12 protein-coding genes are annotated in these 17,455 nt (G+C 70.6%); 7 read left to right on the top strand and 5 right to left on the bottom strand.

From position 1 onward, the window contains the following. Positions 1–115: 115 nt before the first annotated feature. The 3 genes from rph (at position 116) to QC180_RS07725 (ending at position 6,405) form a co-directional block, all read left to right on the top strand. A complete protein-coding gene (gene rph / locus QC180_RS07735) occupies positions 116–2,725 on the top strand; it encodes a rifamycin-inactivating phosphotransferase (RefSeq protein WP_278261940.1) in 2,610 nt (869 codons plus the stop codon). Between the two features lie 71 nt (positions 2,726–2,796). Beyond that, positions 2,797–4,080, top strand: a complete 1,284-nt coding sequence (locus QC180_RS07730) for an MFS transporter (RefSeq protein ID WP_278261939.1) — start codon at positions 2,797–2,799, stop codon at positions 4,078–4,080. A gap of 33 nt (positions 4,081–4,113) precedes the next feature. Next, positions 4,114–6,405: an FdhF/YdeP family oxidoreductase gene (locus QC180_RS07725; protein ID WP_278261938.1), complete on the top strand. Its 2,292-nt coding sequence runs from the start codon at positions 4,114–4,116 to the stop codon at positions 6,403–6,405. Between the two features lie 12 nt (positions 6,406–6,417). Here QC180_RS07725 and QC180_RS07720 read toward each other — a convergent pair whose 3' ends face one another. Further along, the gene (locus QC180_RS07720) at positions 6,418–7,032 is read right to left on the bottom strand and encodes a DUF1345 domain-containing protein (RefSeq protein WP_278261937.1); all 615 of its coding nucleotides are present in this window, start codon (positions 7,030–7,032) and stop codon (positions 6,418–6,420) included. Positions 7,033–7,087: 55 nt separating this feature from the next. Beyond that, positions 7,088–7,822, bottom strand: a complete 735-nt coding sequence (locus tag QC180_RS07715) for a flavin monoamine oxidase family protein (protein WP_347567309.1) — start codon at positions 7,820–7,822, stop codon at positions 7,088–7,090. 376 nt (positions 7,823–8,198) lie between these two features. Here QC180_RS07715 and QC180_RS07710 point away from each other — a divergent pair, with 376 nt between their 5' ends. Beyond that, entirely contained in the window at positions 8,199–8,837 is a 639-nt protein-coding gene (locus QC180_RS07710) for a TetR/AcrR family transcriptional regulator (RefSeq protein ID WP_278261936.1), read from the top strand. Positions 8,838–8,947: 110 nt separating this feature from the next. Further along, positions 8,948–10,273 carry a flavin monoamine oxidase family protein gene (locus QC180_RS07705; protein WP_278261935.1) on the top strand — a complete coding sequence of 442 codons (1,326 nt, stop codon included), beginning with the start codon at positions 8,948–8,950 and terminating at the stop codon, positions 10,271–10,273. A gap of 2 nt (positions 10,274–10,275) precedes the next feature. Here the strand turns inward: QC180_RS07705 and QC180_RS07700 are convergent, their stop codons facing one another. Continuing rightward, complete coding sequence (locus QC180_RS07700) at positions 10,276–11,064, bottom strand: SDR family NAD(P)-dependent oxidoreductase (protein WP_278261934.1); 789 nt, start codon at positions 11,062–11,064, stop codon at positions 10,276–10,278. Between the two features lie 181 nt (positions 11,065–11,245). Between QC180_RS07700 and QC180_RS07695 the strand changes: the two genes are divergently transcribed. After that, positions 11,246–12,568 (top strand): hypothetical protein, encoded by a 1,323-nt coding sequence (locus QC180_RS07695; protein WP_278261933.1) that lies wholly within the window; start codon positions 11,246–11,248, stop codon positions 12,566–12,568. Beyond that, positions 12,565–13,968, top strand: coding sequence for an outer membrane protein assembly factor BamB family protein (locus QC180_RS07690; RefSeq protein WP_278261932.1), 1,404 nt, complete (start codon positions 12,565–12,567; stop codon positions 13,966–13,968). Before QC180_RS07695 ends, QC180_RS07690 begins: the two co-directional genes overlap by 4 nt. Before the next feature lie 133 nt (positions 13,969–14,101). Here the strand turns inward: QC180_RS07690 and QC180_RS07685 are convergent, their stop codons facing one another. Beyond that, on the bottom strand, positions 14,102–15,700 hold the full coding sequence (locus QC180_RS07685; protein WP_278261931.1) for a GMC family oxidoreductase: 1,599 nt from the start codon (positions 15,698–15,700) through the stop codon (positions 14,102–14,104). A 15-nt stretch (positions 15,701–15,715) separates the two neighbouring features. Then, a complete protein-coding gene (locus QC180_RS07680; RefSeq protein WP_278262554.1) occupies positions 15,716–17,383 on the bottom strand; it encodes an aldehyde dehydrogenase family protein in 1,668 nt (555 codons plus the stop codon). Positions 17,384–17,455: the final 72 nt, after the last annotated feature.

The following is a 17,455-nucleotide window of genomic DNA, read 5'->3' as shown; positions in this document are numbered from 1 at the left end:
ACCGACGACCCCCTCCCCCTTTCAGTTTATACACGATTCCGGGTGCTCATGACGCACCGATTTCTGGTCCATAATCGCTCGCGTCGTCACGGAACCACCAGGTGAGGAGCAAGGGATGAGCTATGTGCTGGACTTCGGAGAGGTCGATCGCGGCCGGGTCGCGCTCGTGGGCGGCAAGGGCGCGAACCTCGGCGAACTGGCACGCGTCGATGGCGTCTCGGTTCCGGCGGGTTTCTGTGTGACGACCGAGGCGTTCGCGCGGGTTCTCGCGGACGCGCCGGAACTCGGCGAGTCGCTCGCGGCGCTCGCGGAGCTGGCCCCCGAGGACCGTGACGGCATCGCCACGCGCAGTGCGCGGATTCGGCGGACGATCGAGACACTGCCCGTCCCCGAGCAGGTGGCCGCCGAGATCCGCGCGGCACACGCGCGTCTCGGCGTCGAGGGCGCGTACGCGGTGCGTTCGAGCGCGACGGCCGAGGATCTGCCCACCGCGTCGTTCGCCGGTCAGCAGGACACGTATCTGAACGTCATCGGGCCCGCGGCGATCCTCGCGCACGTCAGCCGGTGTTGGGCCTCACTGTTCACCGAGCGCGCCGTCACCTACCGGCTGCGAAACGGGTTCGGGCACAGCGCGGTTCGGATGGCGGTGGTGGTGCAGCGGATGGTGTCGCCCCGGGCGGCGGGCATCCTGATGACGGCCGACCCGGTCACCTCCGATCGGCGCGTGGTGTCGGTGGACGCGGGATTCGGGCTCGGTGAGGCGCTGGTATCGGGGCTGGTGAACGCCGACAACTACCGGGTGCGTGACGGGGTGATCGTCGACCGGACGGTGGCGAGCAAGAAGCTCGCCGTCGAGCCGGTGCCGGGCGGCGGGACGCGGGTGCGGGAGATCGCCGCGGCACGGCGCGAACAGCCGGTACTCGCCGACGCCGAGGTGTTGCGACTGGCCGAGCTGGGCCGCCGGATCGAGGCCCATTTCGGGAGCCCGCAGGACATCGAATGGTGTCTCGACGGTACGGAGATCCGTGTGGTGCAGAGCAGGCCGATCACCACCCTGTTCCCGATTCCGGTGGCGGCCGACGACGGCAACCACATCTACATCTCCGTCGGGCATCAGCAGATGATGACCGACGCGATGAAGCCGCTGGGAATCTCGTTCTGGCAGTTGACCAGTAGTGCCCCCATGCGCGACGCGGGCGGCCGGTTGTTCGTCGACGCCACCCGGATGCTGGCGTCCCCGGCCGCGCGCACCGCCCTGGTCCGGGGGTTCGCCACCTCCGATCCGCTGATCGCCGACGCGCTCGAGACCGTGCTCGCCCGCGACGGATTCCTGCCCGAGCTCCCGGAATCCGAGGCCGTCCGCCCGCCCGCGGGCACGGTCCCGGCCGACCCCGACGACGAGCCCGATCCGGCGCTCGTCCAGGAGCTGATCGCCAGCAGCGAGCAGTCTCTGGCCGCGCTGCGAGCGAAGATCGGCACGCTGACCGGTCCGGTGCTGCTCGAGGTCATCCGCGACGACATCACCGAATTCCGGCGGGACCTGTTCAGCGCGCAGAGTATCCGGCTGATCATGGTGGCCATGGGCGCCACCCAGTGGCTCAACGACCGGCTGTGGGAATGGCTGGGCGAGAAGAACTCCGCCGACGCGCTCACCCAGTCCGTACCCGGCAATGTGACCTCGGAGATGGGACTGGCCCTGCTCGACGTGGCCGACGTACTGCGGCCCCATCCCCAGGTCGTCGCCTATCTGCGGCAGGTCGAGGAGACGGGCACGACGGGCGATTTCCTGGACGAACTGGGCGCGCTCGCGGGCGGCCCGGCGGCCCGCGCCGCGCTCGCGGGCTTCCTCGAACGGTTCGGCATGCGCTGCGCCGGGGAGATCGACATCACCCGGCCGCGCTGGCACGAGGAGCCCACCACGCTGGTGCCGATCCTGCTCGGAAACATCCGCAACTTCGCGCCCGGGGCGGCCGAGCGGCGGTTCCAGGACGGGCTGCGCGAGGCCGAGCGGGAACGGCACCGCCTGCTCGGCCTGCTGCGCGCCCTGCCCGACGGCACGCGCAAGGCCGCCGAGACCGACCGGATGATCGGGCGGCTGCGCGCGTTCTCCGGCTATCGCGAGTACCCGAAATACGGGATGGTGAGCCGGTATTCGGTTTACAAGCAGGCCCTGCTCGGTGAGGCCGACCGGCTCGTGACCGCCGGTGTGCTGCGGGCGCCCGACGACATCTACTACCTGCGCTACGACGAACTCGCCGAGGTCGTCCGCACGCGGCGGGCCGATCCGGCTCTCCTCGCCGAGCGACGGTCCGAGTTCCGGAGGTTCCAGACGCTCACCGCGCCCCGGGTGCTGACCTCGGACGGCGAGGCGCTCACCGGCACCTACCGGCGCACGGATCTGCCCCCGGGCGCGCTGGCCGGGACGGCGGTCTCGGCGGGGACGATCGAGGGACGGGCCCGGGTGGTCACCGATATCGCGCGGGCCGATCTGGACCCGGGCGACATCCTCGTCACGGCCTACACCGATCCGAGCTGGACCCCGCTGTTCGTCGCCGTCGCCGGACTGGTGACCGAGGTCGGTGGGCTGATGACCCACGGCGCGGTGATCGCCCGCGAGTACGGCCTGCCCGCCGTGGTCGGTGTCGAGCACGCCACCGAGCGGATCCGCGACGGCCAGCGCATCCGGGTCCACGGCACCGAGGGCTACGTCGAGATCCTCGGGTAGCCGGGGCAACCGTTTCGCTCGCGCGGAGTCCGTGCCCTGTGCCGGGGTGCGGTCTCTGCGACGATGGCCCGATGAGCACCGCCACCCGACCGGGTGTGATCACCGCAGGCACGCTGGTTCTGCTGTCGTCGCTGTACTTCGCGCAGGGCCTGCCGTTCGGCTTCTTCACCCAGGCGTTGCCGGTGGTGCTGCGCGAATCCGGCTACTCGCTGGTGGTGATCAGCGCCTCGGGAGTGCTGTTCCTGCCGTGGGCGCTGAAATTCCTGTGGGCGCCCTACGTCGACCGGTACGGCACCCGGCGCACCTGGCTGCTGGTGCTGCAACTGTCGGCCGCGGCCGTCGCGGCGGTGCTGGCGTGCCTGGATCTGTCGTCGTCGCTGCGCTGGCTGTTCGCGGGCATCGTGGTGGTGAATCTCCTGTCGGCGACCCAGGACGTGGCGACCGACGGACTCGCGGTCCGGCTGCTCGGCCCGCGCGAACGGGGACTCGGCAACGGCATCCAGGTCGGCGCGTACCGGATCGGGATGATCGTCGGCGGCGGTGCGCTGCTGTGGGTGTTCGCGCTGGCGGGCTGGCGGCTGGTGTTTCTGGCCATGGCGGCGCTGATCGTGCTCACCACGGTGCCGGTGTGGCTGCTGCGCGAGCCGGTGGCCGATCGTGCGGCGAGCCCGCGACCCACCGAACTGCTGGGCACCTGGTGGTCGCGGCTGCGTCGTCCCGGTGTGCTGACCTTCATCGCGCTGATCGGCGCGTTCAAGTTCGGCGACTCGATGGCCTCGGCGCTGACCGGCCCGTTCCTGTCCGACCGTGGGCTCGACCTCGGGCAGATCGCGCTGATCAAGGGCGTGCTCTCCTCGGCGGGGGCGCTGGCGGGCGCGGCCTTCGGCGGCTGGCTGGCCTACCGCTTCGGTCGCCGCAACGCGCTGCTGGTCGGCGGGATCACTCAGACCGCGAGCATCGCGCTGTATCTGGTCGCCGCCCTCGGTGTGGGTGGCTTCGAACTGCTGGTCGCGGCCGGGCTGGCCGAACACGTTTTCGGTGGCGCGGCGACGGTCGCGGTGTTCGCGCTGATGATGGACGCGTCCGATCGCGAGTACGCGGGCAGCGATTACACGCTGCTCGCCTGCGCGATCGTGGTCGTCCAGGGTGTCGCCGGGATGGCGGCGGGCATCGTCGGCGAGGCGGCCGGATATCCGGCCCTGTTCGGCACGGGTCTGGTGCTGTCCGGGCTCGGCTGCGCGGTGTTGGTCGTGGGCCTGTCGCGCGGTCTGGGGCCCGCCGGTCTGCACCGCGTTCCCGGGTCGGCGGACGAGGATTCCGGCACCCACGCGAGTACTATTCCCTCTGGTGCCTGAAAGAGATTTTCGACCGTCGTCGAAGGGATTGTCATGGCCATCGATTCCAGCAATCGACTCGACTCCGACGACGGTCCGGAATTCTCGCCCTATCACCATCCGGCCGCGGGCTGGGGCGCCGCGAAATCCGTCACCGAGTTCATGATCGGGAAAGAGAAAGAACCGATTCTCGGTTCGCGCGCCATCCTGAAGATGAACCACGAGAACGGCGGGTTCGACTGTCCCGGCTGCGCGTGGCCCGATTCGATCAAGGGCATTCATCTGGATATCTGCGAGAACGGGATCAAGCACGTCACCTGGGAGATGACCCACAAGCGGGTGGGTCCGGAATTCTTCGCCCGGCACAGCGTCTCGGAACTGGCCACCTGGAGCGATCGCGAACTCGAGGACCAGGGCAGGCTCACCGAGCCGATGAGCTACGACCCGGCCACCGACCACTACGTCCCGATCAGCTGGGCCGACGCCTTCGCCCTGGTCGGCACGGCGCTGCGCGAACTCGACGACCCGAACCAGGCCGCCTTCTACACCTCCGGACGCCTCGGCAACGAGGCCACCTTCCTCTACCAGCTGATGGCCAGGGAACTGGGCACCAACAATCTGCCCGACTGCTCCAACATGTGCCACGAAGCCAGCGGCCGCGCCCTGCAGGCGGCGCTGGGCACCGGCAAGGGCACCTGTGATCTCGAGGACTGGGAGACCACCGACGCCCTGTTCATCCTCGGCGTCAACGCCGCGTCCAACGCGCCGCGCATGCTGACCGCGCTGGCCGAGGCCGATCGCCGCGGCGCGCAGATCGTGCACATCAACCCGCTGGTCGAAGCGGGCGCGACCCGCACGATCATCCCGCACGAGTTCCTCAACATGGCCACCTTCCACGCCACCAGCACCTCCACGCTGAACCTGCAGCCGCGCATCGGCGGCGACTTCGCGCTGCTGCGCGGCATGGCCAAGGCCGTCCTCGAGGAAGCCGACACCGATCCGCACGCCCTGGACCAGCAGTTCATCGAGCGCTACACGCACGGTTTCGAGGACTATCGCGCGGCGGTGGCGGCCACGCCGTGGTCGCTGATCGAGCAGCAGTCCGCGCTCACCGAGGCCGAGGTGCGCAAGGCGGCGCGGGTGTACTGCGACGCCGATCGCAGCATCATCAGCTGGTGCCTGGGTGTCACCCAGCACGAACACGGCGTCGACACCATTCGCGAGATCGTGAACCTGCTGCTGTTGCGCGGCAATCTCGGCCGCGAGGGCGCGGGTCCGTCGCCGGTGCGCGGGCACAGCAATGTGCAGGGCAATCGCACCTGCGGCATCGACAACAACCCGCCCGCGCGCTTCCTGGACCGGCTCGACGAGGTCTGCGGGATCACCTCGCCGCGCGCCGACGGCTACGACGTGGTGGGCACCATCGAGGCCATGCAGGCCGGAAAGCTGCGGGTGTTCATGGCGATGGGCGGCAATTTCGCCCTCGCCGCCCCCGACACCGCCTACACCTTCGACGCGCTGCGCAAGTGCGATCTCACCGTGCAGGTGAGCACCAAGCTCAACCGCAGCCACCTCGTGCACGGTACGCGCGCGCTGATCCTGCCGTGCCTGGGGCGCACCGAGAAGGACATCCAGCGCGGCGGCCTGCAGCAGACCTCGGTGGAGGATTCGATGGCCATGGTGCACCTGTCGAAGGGGATGAAGAAGCCCGCCTCACCGCATCTGCTGTCCGAGCCCGCCATCGTGGCCGGGATCGCCAGGGCGGCCCTGCCCGACAGCGCGACCCGCTGGGAGCACTATGTCGAGGACTACGACCGCATCCGCGACACCATGGCCCAAGTCCTCGACGGTTTCGAGGACTTCAACCGGCGGGTGCGCCTCCCGCTGGGTTTCCGGATCAAACAGCCCGCGCGGGAACTGATCTTCTTCACCCCGAGCGGCAAGGCCGAGTTCCGGGCGGTGCGCCTGCCCGACACACTCCACGAGCCCGGCACGCTGTCCCTGGCGACGGTGCGCTCGCACGACCAGTGGAACACCACGATCTATTCCGACGACGACCGCTACCGGGGCATCAAGAATCTGCGCACCCTCGTTTTCATGAATCAGGACGATATGCGCGAACGCGGCCTGTCGGAATTCGACGAGGTCGATATCACCAGCATCGCGCGCGACGGCAGCAGGCGTTCGGTCCAGCGGTACAAGGTGGTGCCGTACAACATTCCGCGCGGCTGCGCGGCCGGATATATGCCGGAGCTCAATGTGCTGTGCGCCATCGGCGATTTCAGTACCCAGAGCGATCAGCCGATCATGAAGAACCTGAAGGTCGTCATCGAACGCTCGGCGTAATCGGTTCCGACATCACGTTTTTCCGGTCACCACACCGACCGCGACACCGATCACCGCGGCGTTGTAGAAGAATCCGAGTACCGAGTGGACCATCACCTGTGCCCGGATCGCCCGACCGGTGGTCTCCACGTCGGAGACGGCGAACGACACTCCGATCGTGAACGAGAAGTACGCGAAATCCAGCAGATTCGGGCGTTCGGTGCCGGGGAACTCGAGGACCCGGGCGGGCACGCGGCGGTAGTAGGTGCGCGCGTACTGTTCGGCGAATCCCAGATGCAGCAGGAACCAGGCCAGCAGCGCCGCCGTCGCCGCGACCCCCTTGGCGACGGGCCCGAACTCGTCGTCGACGTCGGCGACCATCGAGACGACGGCGGTGAGTCCGATCGCGCTGGTCAGGCTGGTCACGAGCAGGGCCGTCCAGGTGCCGGGGATGGTGTCGAGCCAGTCGGCCGGGTCGTCGGCGCGTCCGTTGCGCAGCAATCGCAGCAGCCACAGGCCGACGTAGACGGCCGCGAGGATATTCCAGACCAGCAGGATGCGGCCGGGCTCGCCGGACCACACCACTGTCAGCCCGACGATCACCAGCGCCGCTTCGAACGCTCGGCCCACCAGCACCATCGCCTTCATCCGCGTGATCTTCCTCCGTGGTCCCGGCGATGTGGGAACGACAGGCCGTCGGCCCTCAGGAACCGGGCTGGTCGAGGATCGCCGCGGCGGCCCGCAGCCCGGATCGCACGGCCCCGTCCATGTACCCGTTCCAGACCTCCGAGGTCTCCGCGCCCGCCCAGTGGACGCGCCCGACCGGTTCGGCCAGCGCGGCACCGTACTCGGTCCACACTCCGGCTCCGAGCCTGCCGCCGTAGCAGCCGCGCGTGAATTCCTCGGCCATCCAGTCCTGTTCGAGGTAGTCGACGGGTTCGGCGGCCTCGGTGCCGAACAGGGCGATCAGGGTGGCCAGGGCGGCGGCCCGGCGGTCGGTCGCGCTCATGCGGGCGGCGGTGCGGGCGTGCGCGCCTTCGAAGAAGCCGACGAGCACGCCGCACGAGCCGTCCGGCGGCGAGTTGTCGAGAGTGACGCTGAGCGCGCCGTCGAGATCGAAGGCGAAACCGCTGAGGCCGTGGGCGCGCCAGAACGGGGTCGGGTAGGCGACCTGGACTTTGATCACCGAGCCCATCGGCATCTGCTGGGTGAGCCCGTCCCGGGCGGCGGGGAGCGCGGGTGTGTAGCGCAGCCGTCCGGCCAGCGTCGGTGGAATGGCCACGAGGACGTGCGCGGCGGCGAGCGTGCCGTCCGGCCAGCCGACGCGCACGCCCGCGTCGTCCTGGGTGATCGAGTGGACCGGCGCGTTCAGGGTGAGCACGTCCGGGCCGAGGTCGGCGGCGAGCCGCTCGGCGATCTGATGGGTGCCGCCGACCACGCGCAGTTCCTGGGCGCCGCCGGTGACACCGACGAGGACGTCGATGAGGCGACGTCTCGGCGGGCTCCGCGGAGAACAGGGCCGGGATCACCGCACCCCAGAACGCCAGCGCCTCGGCGTCGTCGGTGGTGGCCCGCAACTACTCGTCGACGGTGCGGGTGGAAGCGGGACGGGTGCAGGCCGAGTTGGAAGCGCTGGCCGCGACGGTGTCGCTGTCGGCGCCGTGGACGTCGCCGGAGGCGGCCGAACTGGACCGCGGTCATGTCCGACACCTTCCTCACAATTCAGTCATACGTATGACTGTAGAATAGGTCACGTCGGGTGGGTGTGCAACAGTTGTCGCGATATTCGGGCGCCGCGGGCAGGAGGAGATCGGGTGGTTTACGTCAAAGCTTCCGAGCGGGAGGAGCAGATCGTCGCGGCGGCTGTCACCGTGCTCAGCGAGGTGGGGGTGCCCGCGACGACCCTGCGCGCGGTGGCGGCGCAGGCGGGGGTGCCGCTCGGGACGTTGCAGTACGTGTTCCCCAGCAAGGACAAGCTGTTGCGCGCGGTGATCATCCGACTCATCGATGACATCGCCGCGACCCTGAAGGCGCAGGGCGTGCTGGACCGAGGGGTCGAACACGCGCTGCGGCGCGGGGTCACCGGATTCTGGGAACACCTGGTGGACAACCGTGCCGGGCTGCAGATCATGCAGTACGAGCTGATGACGTATTCGCTGCGCAGCGAGTCCGACGGCAGTCTGGCCCGGCTGCAGTACGAGCGCTACACGGCCGCGGTCACCGAGTTCTGCGAGCGGGCCGCGCTGGCCGCGGGCGAGCGCTGCGCGGTGGGATTCGAGACCATCGGCAGGCTGACCCTCGCCCAGATCGATGGGCTGATCCTGCAGTACGCCGCCAACCCCGACCCCGACCGGGCCCGGCGCGATCTGGACCAGGCCATCGAGATGCTCGTGCTGTTCGCCGACCCACAGCCGGTCGCGCGCGGCAAACGCCCGCGTACCCAGCCGGAATAGCACCGCGTTGCCTCACCCCTTGCGTCGCCCGTCACACTCGACCTATCGTAAGTCATACAGCCGTATGACTTGATGGAGTCCGATCGGCCCCGATTCGCATCTGGAGTGAGATGACTCAGCAGAATCCGAACCCGCAGGTCGTCGTGGTCGGCGCGGGCATGTCCGGGCTGGTCGCGGCCCGCGCGCTGCGTCGCGAGGGCGTCGACGTGGTGGTTCTCGAAGCCGCCCCGAGGCCGGGCGGCCGCGTCCTGGCCGAGACCACCGTGCTGGGCTCGCGTGTCGATCTCGGCGGTCAGTGGATCGGCCACGGGCACCACCGTTTCGCGGCGCTGGCCGCCGAACTCGGCACCACCGTCTATCCGATGCGCACGCCCACGTTGCCCTCGATCGTCGAGGGCGACACCACGGTGGCTCCTGTCGGTCCGACGGCACTGACGGCCACCGCGGTCCTGGCGGCCTGGGAGATCGCGTCGCGGGTGGGCGTCCCGCGCTCGTGGCGGGACCGGACCGTGGACGAGTGGTTGGCGCGCGTGCCGGGCCGTCGGGCGCGGCGGCTGCTGGCGGTCGTCACCGCCGTGGCCACCACCGCCGACATCGATCGCGTCTCGATGCGCGCGCTGCTCGACATGGTCCGTTTCCAGGGTGGGTTGCGCGGGATGCTCACCACCTCCGGCGGCGCGCAGGACAGCCTCGTCGTGGAGGGCGCGGGCACGCTGGCCGAACGGCTGGCCGCCGAACTCGGTGCGCGAGTGGTGCTCGACAGCCCGGTCACCGCGCTGCGCCGCGACGCGAGTGGTGTCACCGTCGAGTCGGCGTCCGGAACCTATCGCGCGGCGAAGGTGATCGTCACCGTGCCGCCGCCGACGGCCGCGCGCATCGAGCACCATCCGCCGCTGCCCGCCGCGCGAATCAGCTTGCAGGACAACACCTGTATGGGCTCGGTATACAAGGCGATCGCCGTCTATGACCGCCCGTTCTGGCGCGAGCGCGCCGAGGCGGAGACGATGTCGCTCACCGAACCGGGCTCGGCCTTCTTCGACACCTCCTCCCCCGACGGACCCGGCCACCTGTGCGTCCTCGTCGCCGGGGCCGAGGCCCGCGCGCTCGACGACCTCACCGCCGAGGCCCGTCGGGCGCGCATCCTGGGCGCGATCGCCGGGCGGCTCGGACCCGAGATCCGCACGCCGCGTGGCTGGCACGAGAAGTCCTGGCACCGCGACGCGCACGCGGGCGGCGGCTACACCGTGCTGCCGAAGCCGGGCTACACCGACGGCCATTTCCCCTTTCCCGCAGCACCTTCGGACAATCTGCACTGGGCGGGCGCGGAGACCGCGAGCGAGCACGCCGGATACATCGAGGGCGCCATCGAATCCGGGGAGCGGGTCGCCCGCGAGGTCGTCGCCGCGCTCGCCCCGGCCGAATCCGCCGGTCGCTGACGCTAGGGCAGGATCGAGTCCACGTAGCCACCGTCGACCCGCAGCGCGCCGCCGGTGGTGGCCGAGGCCAGCGGCGAGCTCAGATAGACCACCATGTTCGCGATCTCGGCGGGTTCGATGAGCCGCTGGATCAGCGACTGCGGGCGGTGTTCGCGCATGAACTCGCGCTGCGCCCGCTCCCAGGGCACCGAGCGGTCGACCAGCTGGTACACGAAGTCCTCCACCCCGGCGGTGTGGGTGGGCCCGGCGATCACGGAATTGACCGTGACGCCGGTCCCGGCCGCGTCCTTGGCGAAGCCGCGCGTCACCGCGAGCAGGGCGGTCTTGGACACGCCGTAGTGGATCATCTCCCGCGGGATGACCACCGCCGAATCGCTGGCGATCTGGAGGGCGCGACCCCAGCCGCGCTCGATCATGCCGGGCAGGTAGGCCCGGATCAGGCGTACGGCGGAGAGCACATTGGTCTCGAAGAAGTCGCGCCACTGGTCGTCGGTGATCTCGCGGGCGGGGACCGCTTCGAAGATGCCGAGGTTGTTGACCAGGATGTCGACGGCGGGCAGTTCGGCCAGCAGGTGGTCGGTGCCGTCGGCGGTGGTGACATCGGCGACGACACCCAGCGCGTCGGCCCCTTCGGCGCGCAGCCGGTCCACCACCGCGTCCACGCGCGCCGCGGTGCGGCCGTTCACCGCGACCCGGGCGCCGCTGTGCGCGAGCCCTTCCGCGATGGCCAGCCCGATGCCCTGGGTGGAGCCGGTGACGAGCGCGGTCTTGCCGGTCAGGTCGATCTCCACGAGCAACTCCTCCGCCGTTGTCGGGGTTCACCGCGGGTGCGGTAGGTCGCCCGCGCGAGCCTACCCGTGCCCGCGTCGTCGACGGCCGATCCACGAGGGGCGCCAGCCCGCAGATTGTTAGCATGGCTCGGTTCCGGCCGGGGTCGCCCAGCGGACACGACGTGGACGGGAAGGTACCTCGGTGCGGGACAGGACTCGACGCGACGACGAGGCACGCGAGCCGTCGAGCGCGGTGACCGCGTGGACGGTCGGCTTGCTGTGTGTGTCCGTGGTGGCCTGCGGGGTGATCGCCGGTGGACTGCTGCACGAGACCGAGCCGGAGCTGACGACCGCGCCGCCGACGAGCACCCGGGTCACCACCGAGGCCGCCCGGCCGCAGTCCTATCGCACGCCCGAGGTCGTCTTCCCGGTCGAGATTCCCGGCTGCGACCAGGTCGAACCACCCGGCGAGGACGGGCTGGTGGGGTGGGCGGGCTCGGCGGAGTCGGGCTACGACGATCCGGATTTCCCCTGGTACTCCGGGCCGAAGGCGACGGCCATGTCGGCGGCGGCGCGTGCGGCGTTGCCCACCGGGGTCACCGTGGACTGGGACTCGATCGACCGGTCGCTGGTGTTCCAGCCCATCCTCGGTGAACCCGACGACCCGCTCGGTGGTTTCGCCCGTGCCGCCGCGGCGGTGCGTCGGGGCGAGCGCGGCGGATCGCTGTCGCTGTCGGTGCGCGCCGACGGGTGGCCGCTCCCGCCGTGCCGGGCGGGCGATCTCGATGAGCGGCGGGTGCTGGCGGACGCGACCGTCGACCTGCACGACACCTGGTCCGAGACCGACGGGGTGCGCACGCTGTCCCGCAGTGCGACAGCCTATTTCGCCGACGGCGGCCGGGTGAGCGCCTACGTCACCGATGCCGCCGACCACGACGCCCACCCCACGGGGGCGGTGCCGATCGACCGTGACGAACTGGTCGCCCTGGTCACCGCGCCGGGGTTGCGGGCGAGCACGCCGGTGCCGCCGGGGAGTCCGGAACCGCCCGAGGCGTGCGCGATCACCGTCGATCGCTCCGATCCGATCTCCGAGGACGCGGCGCGGCGCCTGGGCTCCGCCCTCGCCGATGTCGCGCTCGACGGCCATGTCCTGGACCGACCGCTCACCGATCTGCGACCGCCCGGCTACGACTCCGGCGGCGTGTGCCAGGTCGTCCGGGTCGACACCGATGGACTCGCCTCCCGGCTGAGCGTGTCGATCACCACGGGTTCCGTGCCCGAGTCGACCGACGGCACCGTCTCCCGCACTCTGCCGGACGGGTCGGTCGTGGAGACCCGCGAGAACGCCTACAGCACATGGCCCGCTGACGGTCCGCGGGCCGAGAGCTCGCGCTCGGTGACCGTCACCCGGCCCTCGGGGACGCGGATACGGCTGAGTTCCTCCGCTGTCGCACCGGCCGAACCGCTGTCGCTCGAGCAGCTCGAGGCGATCGCGCTCACGCCAGGATTGGAGGTCACCCCGTGACCCTCGCACCCGGAGTCCGGGGTCTCGTGCTCGCCGCCGTGGCCGCGGTCGTCACCAGCGCGGGTGCCGCGGCGGTCCTGCTGACACCGCCAGACCCGCTGCGCAAGATCACCGGAACCGTCGATGCCGCACCGGGTCTGGCGTGGTCGATCGATGCCGCCGCCCTGTCCGGGCGTTCCTTCGCCGAGTTCCGCTCCCCCGTCGACGCCACCTCCGTCAACCTGGGCAGCGCGGGGTTCCTGCCGGTCGGTGACACGCTGGTGACGGTCGTCGGGGTCTCCACCGACGACTCGGTGCAGCTGCGCGACGCGGTCATGTACGGCATCGACGCCGCCACCGGAACGACCACCTGGCAGGCACCGGCCGACGGTCTCGGCGGGTGCGCGGCCGTCCCTCTCGACGGTGAACTGCTCTGCTTCGCCGACGCGACGACGGGCCCGAGCGAGGTGGTCGGCTACGACCTGTCCGATGGCACGGTGACCCGCAGCCCGGTTCCGTGGCAGCCGTTCGCCCTCGCGGTCGCCGATGATCATCTCTTCGTCGCCGAGGGTGATGTCGAATCCGATGATGTGCGCGTCCATTCCGGCACGCTGGCCGACCCCGACAGCCGCTGGACCCGCTCGTTCGCCATGGGCACCGCCTGGGAGGACCTGTACGGGGGCAACGCGCTCGATGTCACGCACGGCCAGGGCCTACTCGCCCTCGGCGCCGACCTCGCCGGATTCGATCTCGACACCGGCGCCCCCACCTGGACCGCCGATCTCGACGGCTGTTCACGGGTCACCACCACGACCCCGGCGCTGGTCGAACGGATCCGCACCCGCTGCGACGGCTACCGCGTCAGCGGTGTCGACCTGCTCGACCGCACCGGCCGCATCCTGGCGACCACCGAGCGCGGCGCCGTCCACGGCCTCCTGATCGACGAACCCGCCGACGACACCATCCCGGTACTCCTCGCCGACACCGCCTACGACCGCCGCGACGGCAGCGTGCGCTGGACCAACCCCGACCTGGTGTACTCCTCCCCCGACTACAAGGACGTCCCCACCGAATACGGCACCGCCGCCGCCGTCCTCGGCGACCTGGCCGTCCTCGCCGACCCGACCACCCAGACCACCTCCGGCCTGGACCTACGCACCGGCGAAACCCGCTGGCGCGTCCACACCGAACGCCAGGGCACCGTCGCCCTCCGCGACGGCGACGACATCCTCTTCACCGACGCCCTCGGCCTCTGGTCCGTCGACGCCCACACCGGAAAAACCCACTGGGACATCCCCTTCCGAGCCGTGAACCCCGACCCCGACGCCTTCGCGGGCACCACCGCCCTCGCGACCACCGGCAACGACCACCTCACCGTGGCCACCGGCCGCACCATGATCGGCCTACGCCCCTTCGACTGAACACCGCCCCCTGCCCGCGTGTCGATGTCGGTTGACGCCATGTCCGGCGACACCCGGCAGTTCATCTGTAGCGCGGCTCGGAGTGAGCGAACGAGACCGGCATCCGGTGATGTCCGGCTCGTTCGACGGGTGGTCAGCGGTGGGTGGCGAGGATGGTGTCGGCGGCCTTTTCGCCGATGACGACCGAAGGGGCGTGGGTGTGGCCGCGGATGATGGTGGGCATGACCGAGGCGTCGGCGATGCGGAGGTTGTGGAGGCCGCGCACGGTGAGGTCGGGGGTGACGACGCTGGCGGGGTCGTTGCCCATGCGGCAGGTGCCGACGGGGTGGTAGAGGGTGTGGGCGTGCCAGGTCAGGGCCTCTTCGAGGGTTTCCTCGAGGGTGGCGAGTTCGCGTTTGGGCTGGAGGAAGCCACCGAGTTTCGGGCCGAGGGGTGCGGCGGTGGCGATGCGGTGGGCGATGCGCAGGCCCGCGAGCAGGGCGGTGCGGTCGGCGCCGTCGGGGTCGGACAGGTAGTTCGGGTCGACGATCGCCTTGGCGAGGGGGTCCGGTGAACCGAGGGTGACGGTGCCGCGGCTGCGTGGGCGCAGCAGGATCGGGCCCAGGGCGACGCCGTGGCCGGGCGCGATGCCGATGCCCTCGTCGTAGAACGGGGCGGGTCCGAAAATGATCTCCAGGTCGGGCAATTCGAGGTCGGGGCGGCTGCGGACGAAACCGTAGGCCTCGCCGACATTGGAGGTCAGCATGCCGCGACGGCGCACCAGGTAGTCGACCAGCTGGCGTGGCTTCTCGGCGTCGAAGAGGGTGTCGGAGTCGGCCGCGAAGCCGAGCAGGCTGATCAGGTGATCGGTGAGGTTGCGGCCGACCTCGGGCAGGTGGTGGCGGGCGGTGATACCGAGCGCGCGCAGCTGTTCTTCGTCGCCGATGCCCGAGAGTTGCAGCAGCTGCGGAGTGTTGATCGCGCCGCCACAGAGCACGACCTCCTTGCTCGCCCGAACCGTGTGCAGCGCGCCCTCGCTGCGGTATTCGACGCCGACCGCGCGGGTGCCGTCGAACAGCACCCGTATCACCTGGGCGTCGGTGCGCACGGTCAGGTTGGCCCGTTTGCGGGCGGGTTTGAGGTAGGCATCGGCCGTGCTCCAGCGCGCGCCGCGCTGCTGGGTGACCATCGTCCGAGTGAAGCCTTCCGGCTGCGCGGTGTTGGCGGGCTCCTGCTTGAACCCGGCGTGTTCGGCCGCCGCGAGGAAGTCGGCGGTCAAGGTCCGGGGGCTGCGCTGGTGCGAGATGTGGAGGGGTCCGCCGCGGCCGTGCTCGGGTTCGGTGGCGCCTTCGACGGATTCGATGCGCGCGAAATACTCGGCGACCTTCGCGTAGCCCCAGTCGGGACCGGCCAGCCGCTCCCACTCGTCGTAGTCGGCGGCGAAGCCGCGCACCCACATCATGGCGTTCATCGACGACGAGCCGCCCAGCAGCTTGCCACGCGGGTAGAAGATCCGGCGGTTGCCGAGGGCGGCCTGCTCGGTGGTGAGATACGACCAGTCGCACTCGGTTTGGAACAGTTTGGAGAACGCGGCCGGGATGTGGGCGAAAGTGTTGGTATCGACCGGTCCGGCTTCCAAAGCGACGACCTGGTTGCCGGACCGCTCGCTGAGGCGGGCGGCGACGACCGCCCCGGCCGAGCCGGTTCCCACGACGACGTAATCGACCGTTTCCGGAGTGGGCGCAGAAATCATCGAAGGCTCCTGTGGTCAGCCGCGCAGCGCGGAGGCGAAGATCGCGGGCAGGCGGGACCAGCGGGGGTCGACGGCGAAGTCGGTGAGCCGTCGTCCGGTGGTGCCCGCGGTCCGATTGGTGACGAACCACGGCGGCTTCGGCGACAGCGCCCACTCACGGTGCAGCACCGAACGCGGCGCGGGCCGGAACGGGCCACGCACCACGGTGCGTTCGATCTTGTCGATCAGCCAGGCGTTGTGCACCACGCCGATGCCGCTCTGCACGTCGTCGAGGGTGTGGCCGGGGAAGGCACCCCAGCTCGCGGTCGGGGTGAGGTAGCCGACGGCGGTCCAGGCGTTGATGGCGACGGTGCCGTAGCGCAGGTCGGCGACGATCTCGTCGAACACCGGGCCGAGCGCGGCGATGGTGTCGGGGTGGGCGATCACATTGACGCCGAGCGTGCCGAGGAAATCGTCGTTGGCGGCGACCACGGCGGCACGGGCGAAATCGGCGCCGCTGCCGGGGATCTCGACGACACCGAGGACGGGCGCGAAGTACTCGCGCGAGAGCAGCACCTCGTCGGAGGTGGCGCTCAGGCCGGTCACCAGGGTGCGATTGCCGTCGGGGCCGAGCCGTTCGGCGGCGGGGTAGGTGGCGCGGGCGTCGGCGGTGCGGTCGGCGCTGCCGGGGTAGTAGGCGGGCCTGCCCGGAGCCCGGTCGAAGGCCTTGCGCAGGGCTTCGAGGAACTGCGCCTTCTGCGGCCAGTCGGCGGCGATGATCACGGCCTGGGCGGCCACGCAGTTGTAGCCGCCGTTGTGCAGGCGCTGGGTGGCGATGTGTTCGGCCTGGTAGGTCAGATCGGCGTCGCTCCACGTCCCGGGCAACACGATCGTCGGGGACACGCCACCGAGCTCGCTGCTGATCGGCGTGCTCAGCAGCGGGGTGCCCGCCTGCTTGCGGGCGGCGCCCTCCGGGCCGGTGCCCCAGACGATCGCGTCGTGGGTGGCAGCGCTGCCGGTCATGTGCACGTGGGCGACCGAGGGATGGTTGACCAGGTACGCCCCCGCCGCGGGGCCGCCGGTCAGGACGCGCAGGACGTCGGCCTCGATCAGCGGCGCGAGGACCTTCTCCAGCACCGGGCGCAGCGCGTCGGTGACGGGGTTGAGTTTGAGCGCGACCACCCGGTTGTGCGCGATCAGCTCGTAGACCGTGTCCAGGGGCGCGATGGAGGTGATGTTGCCCGCGCCGAGCACGGCCCCGATCCCGCCGGTGCGGGCCGGATCACGTTGCGCCAGACCGGCTTCGGCCTTGGCCACCGCGCTGCTGACACCGCGCCGCAACCACACCTCGGCCCGGAAACCGCTGAGCAGCAGTTCGTCGTAGAGGCTCGTGGGTAGCACCTGGACGGTCACCCGGTCGCCCGCCTGTCCGAAGGTCGCGCCGTCGAGCGGGCTCGTGCCCGCGGCCAACGCCCGCAGGGTGTCGGCAAGTACCCGCAGGGCGGCGGCCAGGGCGTACGGGCCCGACATCCATTCCTCGCCCACCAGGCTGGAGTCGGGGTCGATGCCCTTGATGCCCACGGCGGCGTCGACCCACTCCTGCGCGTGGCGGCCGGTGCGTTCGCGGGTGCGGTCGAGCAGCTCGGCGCGCTGCGTCAGCGACCGGCGGGCCCAGGCCAGCTCTCCCGCGGCGAGCTCGGTCATCGCGGCGTCGACCGCCGCCTCGGCGGCCACCTGTTCTGTCTGCACTGCGCCCCACTTCCGCTGACGGGAACC

The sequence above is a fragment of the Nocardia anocheti genome, from assembly GCF_029675105.1.
Lineage (GTDB): Bacteria > Actinomycetota > Actinomycetes > Mycobacteriales > Mycobacteriaceae > Nocardia.
Note: the sequence above shows the minus strand (reverse complement) of the source record. Positions and strands in the feature narration are given on the sequence as shown.